The sequence below is a fragment of the Pyramidobacter sp. CG50-2 genome, from assembly GCF_003612005.1.
Classification (GTDB): domain Bacteria; phylum Synergistota; class Synergistia; order Synergistales; family Dethiosulfovibrionaceae; genus Pyramidobacter.
The window spans coordinates 45,335-67,434 of sequence record NZ_RAWT01000004.1; the positions used below are offsets into that span (position 1 = coordinate 45,335).

Genomic DNA, 22,100 nt, shown 5'->3' on the forward strand with positions numbered 1-22,100 from the left:
GACGGACTCCTTTCCTGCTTCCGCTGCGGACAGCGGATTTTCCGCGGAACCGGCGCTTTTGCCCGAACGAAAAACAAGGGAGCGGACTCCTCGTGCGGAGCCCGCTCCCTCCATTTTTTTCTGCGTCTTCCTCCGCGGGCATTATCCCAACAGGTTCACGGGTCGGAACGCCAGTTCCCTCTCAGCCTGCGTGACGCAAGCTCCCCGGTTCGCTCTTCGTTTGATGCAGGACCAGTCTAGCAGGCCGCGGCCGATTTGACAAGCGCCCCGCGGCGGCAAAAAGGCGAAAATTTCTATTTCCCACGGCTTTTGCCGTAATCGAGCGCCAGCGCCGACAACAGCTTCACGCCCAGCGGCACGACGGCGTCGTCGACGCGGAACTCGGCGCTGTGATGCGGCGCGTCGGTGCCCATGCCGAGGTTGAAGTACGCGGCGGGGATTTTTTCGCCGTAGTAGCTGAAATCTTCGGACCCCATGGCGAACTCGCGTTCCACAAGACGGTCCTCAAGCCCTTCGGCTCTCGCCACGTCCAGGATCCAGTCGGTGACGTCGGGATCGTTGACGGTGACCGGATAGACTTTTTCGTACTTCAGATCGGCCGTGCAGTTCCACGCCGCGGCGATGCCGTCGACGATGCGGCGGAAGCGTTCGGGCATGGCTTCGCGCGTTTCCATGTCGGAGCAGCGCACGGTACCGCACATCGTGCAGGTATCGGGAATGACGTTGCGGGCCTCGCCGGCTTTGATGGCGCCGATGCCGACCACGACCGGTTCGAGCGCGCTCACTTCCTGCGGCGCGATAGCCGTCAGCGCCGGCACCAGGGCCGCCGCGCAGAGCATCGGATTGACGGCACGGTGGGGGCTGGCGCCGTGGCCGCCCTTGCCGTGGATGACGATGTCCCAGATGTCGGCGGAGGCCATCATCGGCCCTTTCTTCCAGCCGATTTTACCGGCCGGCATCTGGCTCTGCACGTGCTCGCCGATGATCGCGTCGACGCCTTCGAGCGCGCCGTCGGCGATCACCGCGGGCGCGCCGGAGCCGGGGCCCGCTTCCTCGGCGGGCTGGAACAGGAACCTCACTGCGCCGCAAAGTTCGCCCCGGTGCTCCTGCACCACCTGAACGACGCCGGCGAGGATGGCCGCGTGGGCGTCGTGCCCGCAGGCGTGCATGACGCCCGCGCATTCGGACGCGACGTCGTGGGACGGATCCTCGGCGACGGGCAGCGCGTCGATGTCGGCGCGGATCATCAACGTCGGGCCGGGTTTGGCCCCCTTGATCTCGGCGACGAGGCCGCACTGAGTGCCTTTGAATCCTTTTTTGATCACGGAAACGCCGAGTTCCGCCATCCGGGCGGCGATTTTTTTCGTCGTCTCCACCTCGCGCCAGGAAAGTTCCGGGTGACGGTGAAGCTCGCGGCGCAAGGCCACGGCCGCTTCGGAAGCGCGTGTGACGCTGTCCTGCCTGTCTGCCATCATAAAAAACTCCTTTCGAATCGTTTGAATTGTCGGCCCCGCGCCGCGGAGCCGCTTTCAGCCGCAAAACTAGAAAAACTTGACGAGGAACGCCGCCAGGAACACGGAGGCGATGGTGACCGTGGTGAATCCGGCGATGAGCATCTTGGGAAGCACGTGCGAGAGGACGAACTCCCGCTCTTCGTCGCTGCCGCCCAGCTGAGCGGCGACTTCCTCGGAGATGATCAGCGTGCCGGGGAAACCGATCATGCACGTGGCGCTCAGCGCCGCGGAAAGGCCCCAGCTGTACTTGAATATTTTACTCAAAAGGAGGGAAGCGATAAAGATGCCGGCGACCGTGGCGCCGAAAACGATGAACAGCGGCCCGAGCAGATCGAGGATCATGCGCGGCGTCGCCTTGGCCAGCCTGATGTAAATGGGGATCATGATCGCGAACATGACCATGCCGTTCGCGTTGCCCAGCGTCATGATGTTCGTCTCGATGAAGCCCAGCTCGTGAAAGACGATGCCGAAAAGCAGCGCCATCACAAAAGGATGCACGGCGTTGCCCAGCAGAGACGCGGCCTTGAAGCTGAGCCAGGCGACGGCAAACGCTTTGGCGATGTAAACGTAGCTGGTCTGCCAGCGCTGGGGCATCGGCGGGATCAGTTTCTCCCACTTGGACGTGCCGGTCTGCCCCGCCGCCAGCGCGCGCTCGCCGGCGGCGAAACGGGCCTTGAGCTTTCTGCCCTCGTGCAGCAGGCAGTTGGAAGCGATGGGAATGCCGAAGAACCCCTGCACCGTCAGCAGCATCGTCACGAACACGCCGATCGCCGTCAGCCCCTTGGCGTCGGCCGCCTCGGTCATGATCAGCCCGGCCACGACGCCGCCCGATACCGGGCCGGTCGCCGCCACGGCATAGTCCCAGCCGATGAAAGGCGACGCAGCCAGCAGGATCGCGCCGGCGCCGGCGCACATGCCGAGGAACGACACCGCCACCGTCCTCCACTCCTCCCGCAGCTTGCGGGCATCCATCATGCTGCCCATCTGCACCATCAGCAGGGCGATGAACGACGTGGCCAGCGGCACCATCTTGCTGTCCTCGAAAAGAGTCGTCGGCACCCCGCTCCAGAACAAAGCCAGGAAAATCACCGAGCAGATGAACATCATGCTCACGCGGGCACGGGTCTTCATCGCCAGAAGGTTCGCCGCAGCGTACACGAGAGCGATGACCGTCAATGCGCTTAACTGATCCATAAATACCCCACCTTTCGGGAATTGGCAACGAAAATTTTTTCAAGCGCTTATTTTACGTAAAACGCCTCTCCGGAAAAGGCGTTTCGGTAAAAAAGGGAGAATAAAAAAAGACCGGCTCCCGCATGGGGACCGGTCCTTGATCTTTGCGCCACGACGCGTTAAACGTCGGACCTCAAGGGGATTCCCACGCCATGGACGCCGTAATAAAAGCTAAAATAGAACTGCTGCGAGCTCATTCTTCTCATGACGCGGAAACGCTCCTTTCTTTCTCAGTTAACGCCGCGCACCGCGACGAAAATATTTTTACACTCGGACACTAAAAAGTCAATACCTGAACAAGACAAAGACTCCGGCATTTTTACTTTTTTCTCCCGCGAGGCTCCCTGCCCCGCCGGCGGGGCGCGCTTCAGCCGGCTCTTACGGGCCGTTCCCTCTTATGCGCCGCTCATGACGCGGGCCGCCCAGCCGGAGTCCTTCAGGATCGCGCGCCCCGCGCCGATCAGGTCGGCCTTCCCTTCCCGCAGCAGTTTTTCCGCGCCGGCGCCGGTGACGACGCCGCCGGTCAGCAGCACGGGGACGGAAACCTTTTCCTTCACCGCCGCGGAAAGCCGGCTGAAATAGCCCTCGCCGTCCAGCTCCGGCACGACGTAACCGCACATGCCGCCGGACAGGCTGATCATGTCGACGCCGCAACGCTCGAAAAATGCCGCCGCCCGCGCGCCGTCCTCCGCCGTCGCTCCGCCGGGCATGTAATCGCCGGCGCCCAGGCGCAACGCCACGAGGTAATCGTCGCCGACGGCCTCGCGCACCGCGGCGATCACACGGCCGTGCAGGCGCACGCGGTTTTCCGGCGAAATGCCGTATTCGTCGCCGCGCCGGTTCGTCAGCGGCGAATAAAATTGGTCGAGCAGATAGCCGTGAGCCGAATGGAGCTCCACGCCGTCAAAGCCCGCCTCTTTCGCGCGGCGGGCGGCCGCGGCGAAATCGCGGACGATTTTGTCCAGCCCGGCCGCGTCCAGCGCCACGGGGACGCGCGTGCCGCGGCGCGGGTTCGTCACCGCCGAAGCGCCGTACGCCGGCAGCCCCGTCACCTCTTCTTTCGCCAAGCTGCCGGCGTGGTTCAGCTGAGCCACGAGCGGCGAGCCGTTGGCGTGCACCGTCCGTACCAGCCGGCTCAGCCCTTCGACGTCGCTGTCGCGCGAGATCGAAAGCTGGCACGGGCTCGCCTGCCCTTCCGGACTGACGTAGCAATGCTCCGTTTCGACCAGGCCGATGAATCCGCCGCGGGACTTCTCGTCGTACCAGGCCAGCGTCGCCGCCGTCACCGCGCCGCGATCGGCCTTTTCCGTCGCCATGGGCGGCATCACCAGACGGTTTTTCAGCGTCACGTTCTTGATCGTCACAGGTTCCCGCAAAAGTCGCATCGACATCGCCTCTTTCAGCACCGATTTTATGAAGAAAAACAGCTCGGCTTTCATTATGGGGCAGCCGGCCTCCGATTTCAAGCCCGGAACGAAGCGACAAAAAACGGCGCCCGAATCGCTTCGGACGCCGTACATTCGTCTGGTGGAGGTAAGGGGATTCGAACCCCTGACCTTTTGAATGCCATTCAAACGCTCTCCCAGCTGAGCTATACCCCCAGATGCGCCACCCGTGTCCCGGATGACTCGTGCATATTAGCACGACTTCATCAAAATTGCAAGAGGGGACAATATTCCCCCGCGCCCAACGGATCGCGGTTCAGCGAGCGGAACGGGGCGCTGCGTCTTTCCCTAATGGATCTTCAGGTACTTTTCGGGCACTTCGATGTCGGTCATGTGCTGCGGGCCGGCGCCGAGCATGTAGGTGTCCTGAAGGATGAGGATATGGTTCTTCGACTCCACGTCGGTCTGCGCGTCGGCGTAGTAACGTCCCTTCCACGAGGAATTGGGGGACTCGGCGTCGAAGAATTTGACGACCTTGGGGATCTCGAAGTAACGGCGGAACTTCTGGTGCGTGACGCCCTGTTCGATGCAGTCGATCGCGAACTCGCCCAGCGCCTTGGAGGTGGTGAAGCCCAGCGAGTAGGCCCAGACGCCCATGCGCCCGCCGGCGCCGCGCGCGACCACGGTGTCTTCGACGCGCTTGAGGATCGCTTCGAAGTTGCCGCTCACGTCGGCCAGGTCAAGCCCCAGCGCGCCAGGATAGCCCATCAGCGGCGAGGGCAGGTCGGCCTCGATGAAATAGCCGCCGTGCTCGACGATGCTCTTCAGCATCGGTTCGGTCTGCGCGTCGTTGGTGCAGAAGAAGGCCGTGTCCTTGCCGTACTTGTCGATCCAGGTGGGCATCTTTTCGAGGATGAACTGCTGCGCGCCGGCCACGCCCACGTCGCTGGTGGGATCGGGAGCAGTCTCGAAATGGAAGCCGAGGCCGATGTCCTTGCAGGTCTGCTCCATGATCATGCGGCGGCGGGAAAGAAGTTCGTAGCTCATGTGGCGGGGGAAGGAGATGTGCACGAAGTGCTTGCAGCCCAAACGCTTGGCCAGGACGATGTTCAGATAGCCGCGCGACAGGTTGTCGTTGCCCACGGTGAGATCGGAGATGCTGTCGATGACGCTGGGGTCCTCATGGGCTTCGCCGACGAAGAGCAGCATCTCGGGACGCTTCTCGCGGATGCGGCGGAACGCCTCGGTGGTGCCGGGGATGCCCTGGTTGACGATAACGGCTTTCATCAGCGGGTCGTCGGCGAAAGCCGCGATCTGGGAAATGGTCGTCTCCTGCTCGGTCATGAAGCTGTCGGGATACGTCACGTGCTTGATCATGCCGCCGTCGGTGACGTCGCCGTACTTCTTGATCAGCGCTTCGGCGCCGCGAAGGTCGTCCTCCGACTGCGAGACCGTGCCCGTGCAGATACCGATGTGGAACTTCGCCGGCTCGGCCGCGCAGGCCGCCCCCGCGAACACCGCCGCGCCCAAAAACAACGCCGCTGCCAGATGATACTTTTTCATACTTTTTGCCTCCTCTTTATTAATTGATCCGATATGTATAACGAACCACGTGAAATTTTATTATATTTTAAATTAGCGGTCAAGAAGTAAAGATCCGAACATTCTTCCATAAAAAATGGGGCCCTGCGTCTCAAGCGCAGGGCCCGAACTTTCGCCGCCAAAATTACAGGATCCCGGCGGGCAGATGCAAAGGCGCGCCGGGCCCCACCGGCAGTCCGGCGAGGAACCAGGCGATGGCGAAGACGATCCACGCCACCTGGGCGATGAAGATCGTCGGGATACAGTTGGCGATGAAAGTCCCAAGCTTCATGTCCTTATCGTATTTCTCATTGACCAACGCAAGGCACATGTACAGATACGGGCTGACCGGCGAGAGCGCGTTGGTGGGCGAGTCGCCGATGCGGTACAGCAGCTGGATCCAAGCGGGATGATAGTTCATCAGCATGAGCATGGGCACGAACACGGGGCCGAGAAACGTCCACTTGGCCGAACCGGAGGTCATGAACAGATTGATGAAGATCACCAGGATTACAAGGCCAACGAACATAGGGATGCCCGTGAAGTCAATCGCCTTGAGGAAATCGGCCCCGGCGATCGCCAGCAGCACGCCCAAGTTCGTCCAGCCGAACAGCGCCGTGAACTGGCCGGCCGTGAAGCAGAACGCCACAAAGGAAGCCATGCTGGCCATGGCCTTGGTGAAGATCTTGGAGAGATCGCGTTCGCTCTTGATGACGCCCACAGTTTTGCCGTAAACGATGCCGCAGATCAGGAACATGAACAGGATCAGCGGGATCAATCCCTTGAGGAACAGGCTGCCGATGACGCCGCCCGTCTGCGGGTTGGCCAGCGGCCCGGCGTAAATGCCCGCCACGATCGCGGCCGCGTAGACGAGCAGGGCGATGCCGGCTTTGCGCAGTCCCTTGCGCTCGAGATCGGTCAACGGCTTGGTCGTGTCGAGCATCGTTTCCCCTTTGTAGGGGCCGACGCGCTTTTCGATCAGATGGTTCGTGCACCAGCCCACGATCAGCGTGATCAGGATCGTGGAGCAGAACATGAAATACCAGTTGCAGGCGCTGTCGACCTCGAACGTAGCGTCCGGCCCGAGCAGGACCTTGATCGAAGTGTTGGTGATGCCCGCCAGCAGCGAGTCGGTGCCGGCGATGAAAAGGTTGGCCGAGAAGCCGAGGTTGGCGCTCAGCCAGCCGCAGAACATGCCGACAATCGGGCTGCGCCCGGCGCCCATAAAAGCCAGCGCTCCCAGCGGCGGCACAAGCACCGAGCACGTATCGGAGGCAAGGTTGCCGCAGGTGCCGATCAGGGCGATCACGTAGGGCAGGATCGCGCCGTTGACGCCGCCCGTGGATTTGCGCAGCAGCGCGTCAACCAGGCCGACCTGTTCGCACAGGTTGATGCCGACGGTCATGGTCAGCACGAGCCCCAGCGAGGCGAAGCCAACGAAATTCTTCACGAAGTTGGTGAGGATCCAGGTCAGTCCTTCCTGGCTGAAGAAATTGCGCACCGTCACCATTTTGCCCGTGGCCGGATTGACCAGCTCAAGGCCGCACATGCCGGCGATCCACGAGATCACCGCGATGATGACGAACAGGTCCAGGAACAGCATCACCGGACTCGGCAGCTTGTTGCAGGCCCGTTCGATGCCGCCGAGGAGCCGCTCCGTCAAGGAAACTTTTCTCGTGCTGTCGTCCATTCCCATTTTCCCCCTCTTTCCGAAAAAAAAAATCAATGATGAAATCCCGATTTCTCGCGGGACGACGCCCTCTTTACAACACCCAGCCCTTTAGAACATCCCCGGCTTCATGCTGTCGGGAATCAGAGTCTTATAGACGCGACCGTCCTTGACCGTTTCGAAGTCCTTTTTGATCTGCTCCCGCAGTTCGGGACGACGCAGAATCTCCATGGCGATGGCCGACATGGCTTTCGCCGCCGTGTGCATCCCCTTTTTGGCGATGCTGCTGCGTCCCTGCGCCACGGCCGTCCAGCCGTGCATGACCGTCCCCGCCGCATAGGTCGCCGCGTAAATGCCCGCCGTCGGCACGACCCAGCTCACGTCGCCCACGTCGGTGGAGCCGCCCATTCCCGCAGCGGCCGGATCCTCCACTCCGCGGTCCAGCGCCGTTTTCGCGCCGGGCTGCGAGCCGACCTTGACGAACTTTTCGGCGTAGGCTTCTTCCGCGGGAGTGTACGTCACTTCGGCGACGGCCTCCTTCACGCACCGGTGAGCCAGCTCGCCGAGGCTTTTGGGCACCAGCGTATTGGCGTAGGCGCTGACCACCTGCGCCTCCACTTTCGTGCCGCAGATCAGCGCGGCGCCCCGGGCCACGTCGAGAACGCGGCCATACACTTCCTGCACCTGCGCCGTCTCCGGCGCGCGCAGAGCGTAGAGCACCGCGGCATGAGGCTGCACCACGTTGGGCGCCGTGCCGCCCGCGTCCAGATAGGCGTAATGCATGCGCACGTCGGCGGACACGTGCTCGCGCAGATAATTGACGCCAACGCTCATGATCTCGCAGCTGTCCAGCGCGCTGCGTCCCTTTTCCGGCGCGGCGGCAGCGTGCGAGGCCACGCCGCTGAACGTGAAGATCACGCGCGCGTTGGCCAGCGAACGGTACATCAGGCCGTTGTAGACATTGGGATGCCACGTCAGGCAAAAATCGACGCCGTCGAAGCACCCCTCGCGCACCATGAAGGCCTTGCCGGCGCCGCTTTCCTCGGCGGGACAGCCGAAGTAAACGACGGTTCCCGGTTCGCCGCTTTCCCGCAGATACTCGGCCAGCGCGCAAGCCGCTTCCATACTGCCGCTGCCGAGCAGATGATGGCCGCAACCGTGCCCGAAGGCTCCCGGGAGCAGCGGCGACTCTTCGGCGCAGTCGGCCTTCTGGCTCAGATCGGGCAGCGCGTCGTATTCGCCGAGAAATCCGATCACCGGGCCGCGTTCCCCCCGCTCGGCCCTGAAAGCCGTGGCAATGCCGCCGATGCCGCGAGTCACCTTGAAGCCGCGCGCTTCGAGAAACTTCGCCTGCAACTCGGCCGACTTCACCTCTTGAAAACGATATTCCGCAAAATCCCAGATCTGGTCGCTGACCGCCTCGAACTCCTTCTCGTGCGATTCGAGAATAGCCTTCAGCCGCTCGTCCATCACCGTTCCCTCCTCATGAGAAAAGCGCCCCCTCAAACGGCGCCTCGCACACATACAACCGATCATGCCGCCGTAAACCGAAAAGCGAGACCGGTGCATAGAATATAAATCCTCGTCTTTCCAAAGTCAACGATCACGTTTTATCAAAGAAATTTTTCTCATCGAACGAAATGACGCTTATTTTATAAACTGGCTTGTCCCGAAGATCCCAACGCAAAAAATCGGCGCCCTTCCGATCACACAAAAAAAGGAGGAGCTCGGCTCTTCAAGCCGGACTCCTCCGATTGAGAAAACAATAAAGATCCCAGTCCTGCTTTGCAGAACGGGAGCGTCACGCCCGCGGGGAGAATCGCATCTTCTCGGGGCGATGAGGGCGGTCCGATCATCCCGACCGGCGCCAAACGGCCCCGTATTCCGAGAAACGATCCCTCCGTAAGCCCGGGCGCCTCGCTGTAGTGAATACGGGAATCAGTCCTTGGCGGGAATCACGTGGATCGCCTTGATCAACAAATGCACTCTGTCGCCGGGCTTCAGATCCAGCTCGGCCACGGAATCACTTGTCAGCACGGAACTGAGTTTGCCTGCGGCATCAAGGGTGCATTCGATCTGCGACATGATCTCGCCCTTCTTCACCGCTTGGACCGTCGCCATCAGATCGTTGCGAACGCCGTATTTCATAAAAAAGCCTCCCTCGATTTTATTTTGACTGCGAACCGATATTAAACTATCAGCGCCTCACCCAATTGTCAACGAATAAATTATAAATATTATTCTTTTAAGAATAGATATCCAAAAGCCGCCCAACATTTTTGCAGTCCAACCGCCGGCAGCGGACAAAAAAAGCTCCGGCTCTTTCGAACCGGAACTCGTCTTTTCCCAAAAATCATTTCGCGCCGCCCAAAAGGCCGCCGATGAACGGCCCGGCGTACTGCCAGATCAGATAAACCGCGATCACGACCAGCATGACGATCTTGAGGATCCTTTTAAAGCCGGCCGTGCCCGCGTTCTTGGGCAGCGCATCACCCAGCTTCTTGCGATAGGACAGTCCCTTGCCCAGGCCGAGATTGCCGAAGATGCCGTTCGTGCCGACGTTGATGCTCTTCCCCTTCGGCCCGATCGTGGCGCTGACGCCGGTTTTGCTGATGTTGATACTGACGCCGGGCAGAATCTTGATGCTCTTTTTAAAGCGCAGTCCCATCGGGTCCAGCCTCCTTCGAAGATTTCCGGCCCTGCGAAAAAGCTCTCGCCGAACAGTTCGTCACATAAGACTCCATTGGTACGTAAATTATAACTTATGACGAACCACTGTCAAACGAGTTTTTCGAAAATACTTTCCCAATCTTGCGAAAAACTCGCTTGCCCGCCGCCACGAAAATTCGCGTCTCTCGTTACTTAACGTACATTTTCAAAAGGTTGACCATTCCCTCGTCTAAACCCAATCGCTTAGCCACCTCAGTTACAGATTCATCGTTTTCGATAAACGCTTGTATAACCTTAAACACTTTACCAACCGTGACATTTCCCCTGAATTCTTGCTTATCGAGCAAGGCTTTAATAATCGAAGCGTTCAGCGAAAATTGACGCTCATGAGCCTTTACCTCAATCGTTTTCTGGGCGGATTCAGTTGTCGCTACTTGTTGCAATGTAGTCTGTTGTAACTTGGTTTCGTAAGTCACTAGCTGTGGCAATATATCAAGACGTATCTGTCTGTCTTCTTGGGTTCGCTGCGATGGGTAGTTATCGATTGGTTGGAATTCCTTAATGTAAATAGTTTGTCCAAGCACAGTGAGCCACTTTTTTATAATCACAAACCCGTATTTGCCGTTGGAGGCTTGTTTTGTGTCAATAAGGCGCATTTTTCCAATTGGGAAGTTCTGCCAATCGCTACTTTGAGATTTGGCTTCCGTTACCTCCGTCTTTGTAGCCGCTTTTTTGTTGTCAGATAGCAGAAGCTCTGCTATCTGAACGAGACACTCAAAGTCCTGTACGACCTTCCACTCGGTCGGAATCCAGCTGGTTCCGCACAGCATTCCGAGCAGGCCACCTGTTATCGAAGCAATTGTGTCAGTATCGGCGTTGAACGAAAAGGCAGGCACCTTTATCCCCAATGTGGGATTAGTGGCGTACCGTGAAGCCAGATAAATAGCAGCTAAAGCAGCAACATCGCCAGCTCCATTTACATTGCCAAAGCACTCTAAATTAGTCATGATTTTCGTGTCGTCCAACATGAGTCCCTTTTTCAATGAAGACTTGATGAATTCAAGTTGATGTAGCATATTACTGCGGTCTTTCTCCCACTCTTGGGCATAGTCGAATCCCGCATATTGTTTTGCTGTTCCGAGCCATTGCCCGAAAACATCATGGTTAGGGAATGCACCCCAAGATTGTTGCCCATCGATAACGGCAGAGACCAGTTCGCCGTATTCGAGGACAGTATCTTTTCGCAAGAGGTAGTCCAAAGCAAAGGCGTAGCAAGTTGCGCCCAAAAAAGCTCTCGGATGGCCATGGGTAATAAGCGTATCCTTAATTACATCAAGCATCAACGCTGATATATCGGCTCTGTTGGCATTAGCAATAACATGCGGCAGAATACGCATCGCTGCACCATTGCCACCGGCACTAAAATAAGCCTTCGCATGATAGGGTGATTGCCAGAGGAGCTCTTTTTTGTCGTTAATCGACCGAGCGGCTTTCAGCAAAGCCCCACCACCGCCACGCTCGTATCGTAGCCAGAAGGGAAGCTCCTTCTCGGCAAGAAACCTCTCCCAGTCGCCAACGATTATACTTCGTGCCACGGAAAGTGTCATTTGCGTGTCGTCGCTGTATTCGCCGGGGAGAATCCTCTCATCGTGCCAACGAGGTTCCTTACAGCTACGAGTCCACTCGACAAAAAAGTCATTGACCTTTGGTTTCTCTATTCGATTCTTAGAACGCGGCTCGTTCGGCCAACCCAGCGCGTCACCAATAGCTGTGGCAAGCATAGCTCCTTTACATTTTTCTATTTGGGTTGGTATCGTTATAGCCATAAGTTATTCCTCCTCTGACCAAACGCACATCGCTTCGCCTGGTTTCTGACCATTCTTAATCATATTGCTCCAGTTTGGTGCAATCACGTCTGGTGCAACATAAACCGGTATTTGCTCAACGCCATGCATTTTCAGCATTGCGTATACCCGCTTGGCAACATCCTCATTGCCGGTTGCAATGCCGATAATATATTCACGCGGAATGCTTTCTTTTATTAAGATCTCTGCCTGACCATCTGTCGGGCAAGAAGCGAGCATTTTGGGTGACCTTGGATATGAAAACGTCGGTACAGAAGTGGCGAAAATTGACTCGACCTCTTCCATGTTACCGTTAATATATGACCCGCTACATTTGCTCGCATTGCATGGGCAGAATTTTGCGGTTTTACAATTTAGTATGCTCAAGTCTACATACAAAACAACCCAGTCTTTAAATATCTTGTCGGTGTTGTTTTGCATGGCTTTTTTCAGGAACCATGAATTTGGGTACTGCACCGAGCAGCACACATAATCAAGTTCGTTGTCGTAGCGTTCCTTGTCGGTGACGTTTTTCGTGTCTTGTCGAATTGAACTGCTCGCCAAAACACCCGTCTCCGACGGGATAATATGAGTCAGACTCTGAAACTTTGTAAAGTGACATAAGCGGTTAACGCCCCGAGCCACTAAAATATCGTATGCGCTCATACCACATCCTCCTCGTGAAAATCATAGCTACCCCTACCTTTTGGGAAGAGTGGCGAAAGCGCACCACTGTATGACATATACAAGCCGAATTTAGAACGAGTGGCTGCCACATAAAGCAGCTTTATCTCATTGGAATAAGCCTCTTTCTTAGACACTGAATTAGCTACCGTTTCGAGGTCTGGTAATTTGTCGTCGGTTAGAAACGGAACAAATACGTTGTCGAATTCCAGACCTTTTGCCGAATGGAATGTAGTAAGGTAAACTGTTTTGACATGGGCATAACCTGGCGTATCTTTATCGATTTCCGTCGCGTCGCATCCCTTATTTTTCAGCGCCAGCATAAAGGAGTCGATGTCGGCTCTGTTCCGGCAAATAATAACGGTCGACGAAGTTCTGCCTGTGGAGATTGCCCTATCGACTACCCAAGATATCTCACGCGGCTTGCTTGAAAATTTCACGAGAACGGGTTTGGGCCCCTCGGCGATTTGAGCGGTGGCATCGACCATATCTCCGTCTTCTTGCCAATACTCACTCTCGGTAATGTCCTTCGCAAAAGCAGTAATAGCTGCAGGATTACGGTAGTTCATATCGAACCGCCATATCTTGTCTGTATTGATACCAGAATCGCGCCACGATAAACGGCTCCCGTATATCTGCTGGGCCACATCACCGAAGAAGGTAAATGACCCGCCATCAGCAACTGCATCTACCAATGACCTAATCATCATAGGCGAGAAGTCTTGCCCTTCATCGACAATGATGTGTGTATATCGCCGTTCGCTCTTATCCTCCTGCAATTCGCCATGGACATAGAACGCCAAATCGTCCCAGTCGTACTTGCGACCGGATTCTTCTCGGAGTTCTATGTATTTTTTATAAACGGCAAAAATCCATTTACGATTTTCGCGCTTGATATTGGCGGCTGCTCTCCCGATGCGCCCCGCACAGTTATATGAAGCAAGGTCTGCGAACCCGAACTTCTCGATAAAGGTTATCTCGTCGATAAAGAACTCTCTGGACCGTCGAAAAGTAGATTCATGTGGATGCAGTTTTTTTAGGGATTCTACGGCTTGCTCAATGTAGTATGCTTTTTCATCGGGGCCAAGTATACCGTTCCGCCTCGGCATTTTCCCCCTGCTATTCAGGTAACCGCGGGCGAATTTATGATAACTCTCTACGACCAACTTTGCTGATCGTGAGTTACTCATTCCACGCATATACTCGACCAAAGCCCTGTTGAATGTAACAAGCAGCACCCGCCCGCCGTTAGGTATATTGGCGAGGTGGTGTGCGCGTAACAGAGCTATGGTTGTCTTTCCGCTGCCGGCAGTTCCCAGTACAACGATATGTCCTTTTGCAGGCAGAGCCATTACCTCTTCCTGTTTTCCTTGTGGCGTTATCCTAAGCACTCTTTATCCCCCTCAGATTGTTCTACTCCATGTAATCAAGCGTCTGATCGTTAAGAGTCGCCTTGATTTCTCTCCACATCGGCATATACTTGTCCATTAACGAAACGAACAGCTCGTTGTGGGTTTTCTCTACGAGATGGATAAGTTCGTGTAGAATGATGTATTCAAGGCACTCCGGTGTTTTCTTGGCGAGCTGGAGGTTAAGCCATATCTTACCCGTCTTAATATTGCAGGTTCCCCACCGTGTGGTCATGTACTTTGTTTGCCAACCTGAGGCCTTTAAACCTGTTATCTTTTCCCACTTTGGGAGCAACCTCACTATTTCGGCCTTTAGTAACTTTCGGTACCATTCGCGGACAAACTTTTCACGCTGATCGGCAGTGCTTTCTTTGCGCACCGTCAGCACGGCTTTATCGCCGGAAAGAACAAGCGAATTTTTGCTGCCGTATTCCGTCTGAAGGTAGTACTGCCTGCCCCAAACAAATAAGGTCTCGCCGGAAACATACTCCCGCTCGGATTGCCGAGGCTGGTCACTGAACTTGGCGATTTGTTTTTTTATCCAGCTGAGCTTAGTCCGAACGAACCGTTCAATCGCCTCGTCGCTCATTGCGAGAGGGGCGGACACCGTTACGTTACCGTGAGGAGGTTTAACGTAGAGGTGCATATTTTTGATATTTTTTTTGCACACCTCTATCGGTATGTCCGAAATGTTCAGCAGCACTCAATACTCCCCCTGCTCCACAACGATGTTGTAGACCTTTTCAACCTCGTCTTTGTCTTTCAGAACCTTATACAGCGCTTGCTTTATGCGCCGCTCTTTAAACTCGTTGTGCCGGAAACCGTCTTGCTTGCTTTCGCGGACAGCTTTGTCAAGGGCAAGAGCCAGAGCCTCGTCCTCGCCACAGTTATCGAATAAAGCTCTTAACGCTCCGCTGTAACGTATGCTTTCCGGGTAACGTGGATTGTTTTCCGGGGTTTCGGCGTTCTTGACCAACTCGATATACTTGGAGAGCATCTCTTCATAAGCGGTTGCACCCTCGCGCCTTGCCTTGATGAGTTCGTCGAGAATAGCCGACATCTTTTCATAATACTTCGGATTGATGAGGATTTTCTCAACGATCTTTTTGCGAATGTTGTTCTCAATCGCTTCGGCCGCCGCTTCTTTACCTTTGCCGCCAAGCTTCTCTCCCTGGGCCAGCACGAAGTCGAGCAGAGTGAAGTCGTCGAATTCACCTATTTTACGGCTGTCATCGGCTTTAATGTAGATATCGATAAGTCGGCGCATATCCGCCTCATACGACTTCAGGTCGATAAAGTCGCCGCTCGCGTTGCCGATGGTTTCCTTCAAAGCGGTGTAGAACGTGACTTTCTTGTCTATGTCTGCTTGCTCGGCAACAGTGTAGCCAGACTCTTCCATTTCGCCTTTAATCCCGGCATAGGCGCGGATAAGGCGGTTCACCAGTTTATACAGCTTTTCACGGCTGCGGGAACAGAACTCGTCGTCGATGCCGCCCACGCCGTCTTCGCCGCAAAAATAACGGATATAGTCAATCTCGGCTCGCGGAGCGGGAACGCCGCCGCAGAGGTCTTCTAGTTCCTCAAGGGTAGCGTCAAGATATTTCCTCGCCTCGCCAAGGCGGTCTTTTATCAAGCCCTCGACGTCTTTGGCGTCATAACCCTCGAATGCTCCTGCGGTATATTTGCTGAGGGCATTCGCCAGGTCGCCAAACAACTGCTTATAGTCCACGATATAGCCGAAGTCCTTCTCCTCGCCATCCAGACGGTTGACCCGGCAGATGGCTTGGAAAAGCCCGTGGTCGTGCATAGACTTGTCAATATAAAGGTAAGTGCAAGGCGGGGCGTCAAAACCTGTCAGCAGCTTATCTACCACTATGAGCAGTTTCATCTGCGCCGGTTCCTCAATGAACTTGCGCTTGGCTTCGGCTTCAAAGTCCTCGGTACTTTGCCCGTTCAGCATTTGCGTGTAAACTTCGAATTTCTTAAACTCCTCTGCGTCCTCGGCTTCGGTGCGGAGATTGCCGGCGAGCGGCATAAAAGACGTAACAATGGCGCATTGCCTGAAATCACGAGACTGGAACACCTCGTAATACTTGCAGGCTGAATAGATGGAATCAGCCACGAGCATGGCGTTTCCGTTGCCGTCGGCAAGACGGTTTTTAATATCAAAATCGGTGATAACATCCTCGGCAATAACTTCAAGCCGTTTCAGGGAACTATAGACCTTCTGCATATTGCCCCATTTGGACTTCAACTTGGCTTTCGCCGCGTCGTTCAGCCCGCGGGTCTTCATATCGAAATACTGGTCTATGCGCTCCTGATTGGTGATAATCTGCTCAATGTCGCGGGCTTCGTAGCGGAGGTCAAGAACAACGCCGTCGGCGACAGCTTCGTCATATTTATAGGTATGAATATAACCCGGTGCGAAAACCTCGATGCTTGTCTTTCTATCCTTGACAAGGAGCGGTGTGCCCGTGAAACCAATGAAGATAGCGTTCGGCAAAATCTCCTTCATTGCCTCGTGTAAGAGACCGCTCTGGGTTCTGTGGCACTCGTCCACGAAAACGACAAAATCGCCCTTCGCCTTAAAATCAGTAGGCAGAGCGGCTTTCAATTCGCGAATAAATTGCTCGACAGACTTTTTGGTCTGGGCTTCGCTGGATTCCGAACCGGTACGGACGCCGAACTTATGAATCAGTGAGCAGATAAGCCGCTTCTCGGTTTTATCCAAGCGCTTTACAAGATCGTCACAGGACTTGGTGCGGTAGACTTGTTCGTTTACACCCAAGTAGACCTTTTCCATCTGCTCGTCAAGTTCGTCTCGGTCGGTGATGATGAGGACACGAGCTTCGGGATTTTCCGCCAGTATCCATTTGGAGAGCCAAACCATCGTCAGGGTTTTGCCGCTGCCTTGGGTATGCCAGATGATGCCGCCTTGCTTCCTGTTCAGTTTAATCTGGGCTTTCTTTACGCCGAAAAATTGGTTGTGGCGGCAAACCTTCTTGACGCCTTTATCGAACACGATGAAGTTATGGATAAGGTCGAGGAAGCGACGCTTCTGGAACATACTGAATAGCTGCCAGTCGAGTTTGTTGGGCAGGGTTTTGCACTTCTCCAAAATATCGAGTGATACATCGTCTTGTGGTTGTGCCACAGTGTTGACGGCATCATTTTTCCATTCGAGATAATACTTCTCCGGCGTCTCTATGGCGGCGTAGCGAAGCCCCTCCCCTGTGTTGCCCGCCATCACGAACTGGATGGTGGAAAAGAACGGCTTGTTGAAATGCTCGCTCTGGTTGGAGAGGTTCTGCCGTATGCCCTGCGACACCGATACGGTGGACTTTTTGAGTTCAATGACCGCAAGGGCGATGCCGTTAACGTATACCACAATATCGGGGCGGCGTTCGTTGCCTGATTTTATCGTCACTTCCTCGGCGACGGCAAACTCGTTGTTTTGGGAATGCTTCCAGTCGATAAAATAGACCGTCTTGTCTGGGGCGCCGGGGGTCTCACGGACTTTGGCGCCGTATTTCAGGAGCGAGTACACGTTCTGATTCGCCTTATATAAGCCCTGTTGCAGATTACCCGTCGCTTTGACGAGTTCAGATACGGCTCTCTCGGCGATAACCTGACTGTACCCACCGCCTTTGGCCGAGGTGAGCCAGGCGGTTAAGCGATCTACCATGATATTTGTGTTTAGCTGTCCATGCAAGTCACCCAAATAGGCATAGTTTAACCCTGCCTTGTCTTGGAACAGGGCAAGTACACGGTTTTGGGTTTTGCGTTCGGCTTCGTTAATCCGCGGCATTGATTAGCTCCCTCCTTGCAACAGGGTGTTCAGTTCCCGAAGGGCACGGGCAATGTTGGCATCGCTGAAGGTCTGCTTTTTTAGCTTTGCCTTCCACTCGGCATTGGTGGCAATTAGGTATTTGATTGACTGCACGGACACGGGCGTTCCCGCCTCCGTCAGGTCGCAGGCTGCCATATCCACCGTGGCAAGAAGCTCCAATTCATCAACCTTCTTGAATCTCAATTTGTCAGCCACCCACTTTATGTCATCCTCTTTGCCCCAACTTTGGATATAGCCAAGGGCTTTACCGATGTTTTTTCCACGGGCAAAGGTTGTACCTTGTTTTTTGTTGATGGTGGCGATGTAGTTCGCATTTTTGGCTATCGGCTCGCCACCCTTATAGCGCACTTCGTCAGCATAGGGACCCGCCGCTTTTTTCTTGAACGCCGCCGTGCTTTCGCCTTGGTAGCGACGCAGGAGATAGAGGCACTTCTGCACCTTTTTCCTGCCCAGCGGGTACTTGTCGGAGTAAAGCGCGTCCACAATGCCCGCAATCATGACTGCATCGTCAAATTGCTGGTTGTGTCCTTTAGGATTGGTGTCTTCCGCAATATGGCGAATCGGTTCGGCTTTCTGTTCTTGATAAATATCAGCCGCTGTTTTTGCGGGTTCAGACCCCACAAGCCGGATCCTGCCCGTCAGAAGTTCGCTCATCATCCCCTGCTTGATATTCCGCAGCTTATTCAGCTTCGCCGTAAGCGCATCAATCTCCGCGTCCATATCGGAGAGTATTTCAGCGATGGCAACTTGCTCAGCAATTGTTGGCGGCAAAAGAATCGGAAATTCTTTTAATTGCTCTAGCCTAATGCCCTTGACCGTACTTCCGGTTCCCATTGATTCAAAATTAGCTTTTTGGCTTTCAAACCAAAACACAAAATAATCTGTAATTATCGAATCATTCAATACTAGAGCTTTCAAATCCTGGTTAATTGCCACATCAATATCGTAAACGACTATTTGACCAAGCCCCATCCTTGTCGCAATAATTGGGGCCCCTTTTGATATTAAATGGGTTGCACTATTGCACAATCCAATGTCACTGATGTATTCCTGCGTAGAGCGGCTATTGAATGTAGCAAAGTCTTTTACTGTAACCCAGGGGATACCGCCATTCCAAAAAGCAGCGTTAGAACGTGCAGGTGTTCCACCGCCTATTATCTCGTCAAGACAATCATCAACAGTTTTCTCTACCCACTCACCCTCAAACTCCGACAACCTCCGCTTACCTGTAAGCAGCTCCTGCATTGCGCCCTGTTTGATGGTGCGCTTCTTGACGATGAGTTTCTCCATCGCAGCAAGCAAGGCGTCCGTGTCCGAGAGCGCTTCAGCTATGCGGCGTTGTTCGGGGAGGGGTGGCTTTACAACAATAACACGTGACACCTTTTCTTTATTAAGGTTCTGCACACTACTTCCAGCAGCCATACTGATGTATTGCTTTAAAGTTTCCTCTGAACCCATAACATAATAAAGAAAATCTGTGTCAAAGCTATTCTGATAGTTTTGAATCGTGAGCCAACCATCGTGAATGCATCCGTCGATTCGTAAAATGTATGGCCTGCCAAAACTCATCGAATTTGAAAGAATGAAATCTCCCTTGCTGACAGCACGAGAATATACAGCACCTTCAGGAGTGATTTTTTCCTCAGTCGTACTGATATACTTTGCATTCTGCGCCACATCACCGATTTTGATCCAGTTAACACCATTCCTGCTTTGCGTTAGGTACGCTTGAATAGGACGGGGTGAGCCGCCACGGAAAATGTCAGCTGATTTGCCCAATTCTACTTTTTCCCAAGTCACCATACAAATCCCATCCTTTCCAGATGAGATTGAACCTTACCCTCAAGCTGTGCGACCTCTGCTTCGAGTTCTGGCAGGGCTTGCTCATAGCGCTCATTGAGTTCAGTCACGCGGTCGGAAATGCGGTGACTCACAGCTGTATAAAGCGCATAGATGCCGCTGATGATTGCGCAGTACCATTTGCGGTTCAAAAGTAGTCCCACGCACTCGGTTTCGGTTAGCCTGGGATATTGCTCGCGGGTCTTCTTGTCAAGTGCGGCACGGAGGTCTTTGACTGCCTTTGTGCCTTCGTCAACCCTTGTGACCAAGGTCTGCAAAGCGGTCAGCACCGCCTTATCGTCGGCATCGAGTTCTGTGTCTTTCAGCTTCTTTTTCAGTTTCGGTTTGTCGAGGTTGCCGTTGTCTTTCAGCACATCTTTAATCACCGAGTCTTCCTCGGCGCTTTCGACCATCTCGTCCAGTTCAGCCTGAGCCACCGCGATGACGGTGTCCATATCGGATATGGCTTTCTGCTCGGTAGAAAAAAACATATCTATGATGAGGGCTTTCGGCACGAGCTTGCCATCCCAGCCCGTTTCTTTCTCTTGCTTGACCTCGGTGCCATCCTTCTTCTTTTTCGTGGAGGCCTTCATAAACACCTCGATGTCGCGGATAGCCTCGTAGCCGTCTTGCACAATAAGGTAAACATCGTCGGACATCGTTTCGTTCCAATAGGAAAGAAGCACTTCGTAGACGTCATATTTATCCACGAGAGCAACAGACTCGAAGTCGGTCAGTATTTCCTCGGCGATTTCGGCAATCAATCGTTTTGGCTTTGTCGCGCCGGTGATGGCGCGGAGTTTGCCGTCCGCACCGGCTTTCCACTTCTCAAAGGCGGCTTCTACCGTATCAGCATAGGCAGAAAAATCCGCATCACCGAAGATGGTATCCCGCACCTCGTCTTTTCCGACGGTCAGTGTCTCAAAGCCCTCGCGGAAGCCCTTAAACAACTGCCCACGCAGATTTGGAAAAGTCTCCCAATAGCGCGAAAGACTCTCCACGTCCGCGGTCGGGATACCGCCGTTCAAATGGCCGTCTATACTCTGCAAGTCCTCAGCCACGCTGCTGTCTATATAACGTGTAATATTGAGGTTGTAAGCGTTTTTTTCCTTTATCTCACTGTTTGGCACAAAACGGGAGTATTTCGGCAGCTCGAGCCGCTGATTGAAGACCTCGGTGATCTTGTAAATATCTCGTTCGCGCAGTCGGTTCTTGTTGCCGTCTTTAATGAAGTCGCGGCTGGCGTCAATCATGAAGACTCCATCTCGCTCATCAGCGTTTTCTTTGTCTATGACGATAATACAGGCAGGAATGCCCGTGCCGTAGAAAAGATTGGCGGGTAAACCTATGATGCCTTTAATATACCCTTTGTCTATGATGGATTGTCGAATAGTTGCCTCGGCGTTTCCACGGAAGAGGACGCCATGGGGCAGAATGACCGCCGCCTTGCCGTTGCGTTTCAGGGACTTAATGATGTGAAGCAGCCAAGCAAAATCACCGTTCTTTTGCGGTGGACGGTCGCCGTACCCGTCAAAGCGTCCGAACTCTTTTAGCCCGTGCGTCCAGTTTTTATCGGAAAACGGTGGATTGACCACGGCAAAGTCGAACGTTCGAAGCACACTATCATCATCTTTGTTCTTATACTGCGGATCGGAGAACGTGCTATAACCACCCTTTATCTCAGCGGTCGCTCGATTGTGCAGCACGAGGTTCATCCGGGCAAGACCGGCAGTCATGCCTTCCTTCTCCTGGCCGTATATGGCAACCTCCACAGGCGCGGCTTCGGCGGCTCGTATAAGCAAGGAACCCGAACCGCAAGCGGGGTCATAGAGGGTGACATCATTGCCATGGGCTTGTTCAATGCCCACAACTTTTGCAAGGACACGGGACACCTCGGCGGGAGTATAGAATTGCCCCTTGCTCTTGCCGCTCTCAGTGGCAAAATTCCGCATCAGGTATTCATAAGCGTCGCCGATGATATCATCGCCATCAGCTCGATTTTTGGAGAAGTCGGGCATCTGGTCGCGGAATATACCGAGCAGTTCACTCAGTTTATCCACCATCTCTTTGCCCTTGCCCAGCTTATCTTCGTCATTAAAGTGTGCGTTATCGATCACCCCTCGAAGGTTGTTCGCCTCGGCAAGGCGAGCGATGATTTTATCCATCTCTTCGCCGATATTCTTGTTGCCTATGAGCGCGAGCATGTCGTCGAAGCTTCCGCCTTCCGGAACATCGACGTCGCCATAGGCAACGCCCTTAAACTTGTCCGACACATACTTCACGAACAAGAGGGTAAGAATATAGTCCTTATACTGCGAACTGTCCATGCCGCCGCGCAAACTGTCGCAGCTGGCCCAGAGGCTGGAATAGAGGTTGCTTTTCTTAATCGCCATAATGTTTTCCTCCAAGTAGTCCAATTAAG

15 protein-coding genes and 1 tRNA gene are annotated in these 22,100 nt (G+C 54.5%); all 16 read right to left on the minus strand.

Going from position 1 to position 22,100, the window contains the following annotated elements; genetic code table 11:
* Positions 1–293 precede the first annotated feature (293 nt).
* Positions 294–1,472 carry a M20 metallopeptidase family protein gene (locus D7D26_RS01535; protein ID WP_120371747.1) on the minus strand — a complete coding sequence of 393 codons (1,179 nt, stop codon included), beginning with the start codon at positions 1,470–1,472 and terminating at the stop codon, positions 294–296.
* Between the two features lie 69 nt (positions 1,473–1,541).
* Positions 1,542–2,708: a hypothetical protein gene (locus D7D26_RS01540; RefSeq protein ID WP_120371748.1), complete on the minus strand. Its 1,167-nt coding sequence runs from the start codon at positions 2,706–2,708 to the stop codon at positions 1,542–1,544.
* A 434-nt stretch (positions 2,709–3,142) separates the two neighbouring features.
* Positions 3,143–4,186 carry an NADH:flavin oxidoreductase gene (locus D7D26_RS01545; protein WP_158606224.1) on the minus strand — a complete coding sequence of 348 codons (1,044 nt, stop codon included), beginning with the start codon at positions 4,184–4,186 and terminating at the stop codon, positions 3,143–3,145.
* Between the two features lie 86 nt (positions 4,187–4,272).
* Positions 4,273–4,348 (minus strand) — tRNA-Ala (locus D7D26_RS01550).
* Positions 4,349–4,480: 132 nt separating this feature from the next.
* Positions 4,481–5,695, minus strand: coding sequence for a DUF3798 domain-containing protein (locus tag D7D26_RS01555; RefSeq protein ID WP_120371750.1), 1,215 nt, complete (start codon positions 5,693–5,695; stop codon positions 4,481–4,483).
* 163 nt (positions 5,696–5,858) lie between these two features.
* On the minus strand, positions 5,859–7,403 hold the full coding sequence (locus D7D26_RS01560; protein WP_120371766.1) for an AbgT family transporter: 1,545 nt from the start codon (positions 7,401–7,403) through the stop codon (positions 5,859–5,861).
* Positions 7,404–7,493: 90 nt separating this feature from the next.
* Positions 7,494–8,852 carry an amidohydrolase gene (locus D7D26_RS01565; RefSeq protein ID WP_158606225.1) on the minus strand — a complete coding sequence of 453 codons (1,359 nt, stop codon included), beginning with the start codon at positions 8,850–8,852 and terminating at the stop codon, positions 7,494–7,496.
* Positions 8,853–9,320: 468 nt separating this feature from the next.
* Complete coding sequence (locus D7D26_RS01570; protein ID WP_120371752.1) at positions 9,321–9,530, minus strand: TOBE domain-containing protein; 210 nt, start codon at positions 9,528–9,530, stop codon at positions 9,321–9,323.
* A 205-nt stretch (positions 9,531–9,735) separates the two neighbouring features.
* Positions 9,736–10,050 carry a DUF4236 domain-containing protein gene (locus D7D26_RS01575; protein WP_120371753.1) on the minus strand — a complete coding sequence of 105 codons (315 nt, stop codon included), beginning with the start codon at positions 10,048–10,050 and terminating at the stop codon, positions 9,736–9,738.
* A 190-nt stretch (positions 10,051–10,240) separates the two neighbouring features.
* Positions 10,241–11,878 (minus strand): ADP-ribosylglycohydrolase family protein, encoded by a 1,638-nt coding sequence (locus tag D7D26_RS01580; protein ID WP_120371754.1) that lies wholly within the window; start codon positions 11,876–11,878, stop codon positions 10,241–10,243.
* A gap of 3 nt (positions 11,879–11,881) precedes the next feature.
* On the minus strand, positions 11,882–12,562 hold the full coding sequence (locus D7D26_RS01585; RefSeq protein WP_120371755.1) for a DUF4433 domain-containing protein: 681 nt from the start codon (positions 12,560–12,562) through the stop codon (positions 11,882–11,884).
* Positions 12,559–13,971 carry a 3'-5' exonuclease gene (locus D7D26_RS01590; RefSeq protein WP_120371756.1) on the minus strand — a complete coding sequence of 471 codons (1,413 nt, stop codon included), beginning with the start codon at positions 13,969–13,971 and terminating at the stop codon, positions 12,559–12,561. Before D7D26_RS01590 ends, D7D26_RS01585 begins: the two co-directional genes overlap by 4 nt.
* Before the next feature lie 22 nt (positions 13,972–13,993).
* Positions 13,994–14,692: a M48 family metallopeptidase gene (locus tag D7D26_RS01595; protein WP_120371757.1), complete on the minus strand. Its 699-nt coding sequence runs from the start codon at positions 14,690–14,692 to the stop codon at positions 13,994–13,996.
* Complete coding sequence (locus tag D7D26_RS01600; RefSeq protein ID WP_120371758.1) at positions 14,693–17,797, minus strand: type I restriction endonuclease subunit R; 3,105 nt, start codon at positions 17,795–17,797, stop codon at positions 14,693–14,695.
* Between the two features lie 3 nt (positions 17,798–17,800).
* On the minus strand, positions 17,801–19,642 hold the full coding sequence (locus D7D26_RS01605; RefSeq protein ID WP_120371759.1) for a restriction endonuclease subunit S: 1,842 nt from the start codon (positions 19,640–19,642) through the stop codon (positions 17,801–17,803).
* Complete coding sequence (locus D7D26_RS01610) at positions 19,636–22,071, minus strand: type I restriction-modification system subunit M (RefSeq protein ID WP_120371760.1); 2,436 nt, start codon at positions 22,069–22,071, stop codon at positions 19,636–19,638. Before D7D26_RS01610 ends, D7D26_RS01605 begins: the two co-directional genes overlap by 7 nt.
* Between the last annotated feature and the right edge of the window lie 29 nt (positions 22,072–22,100).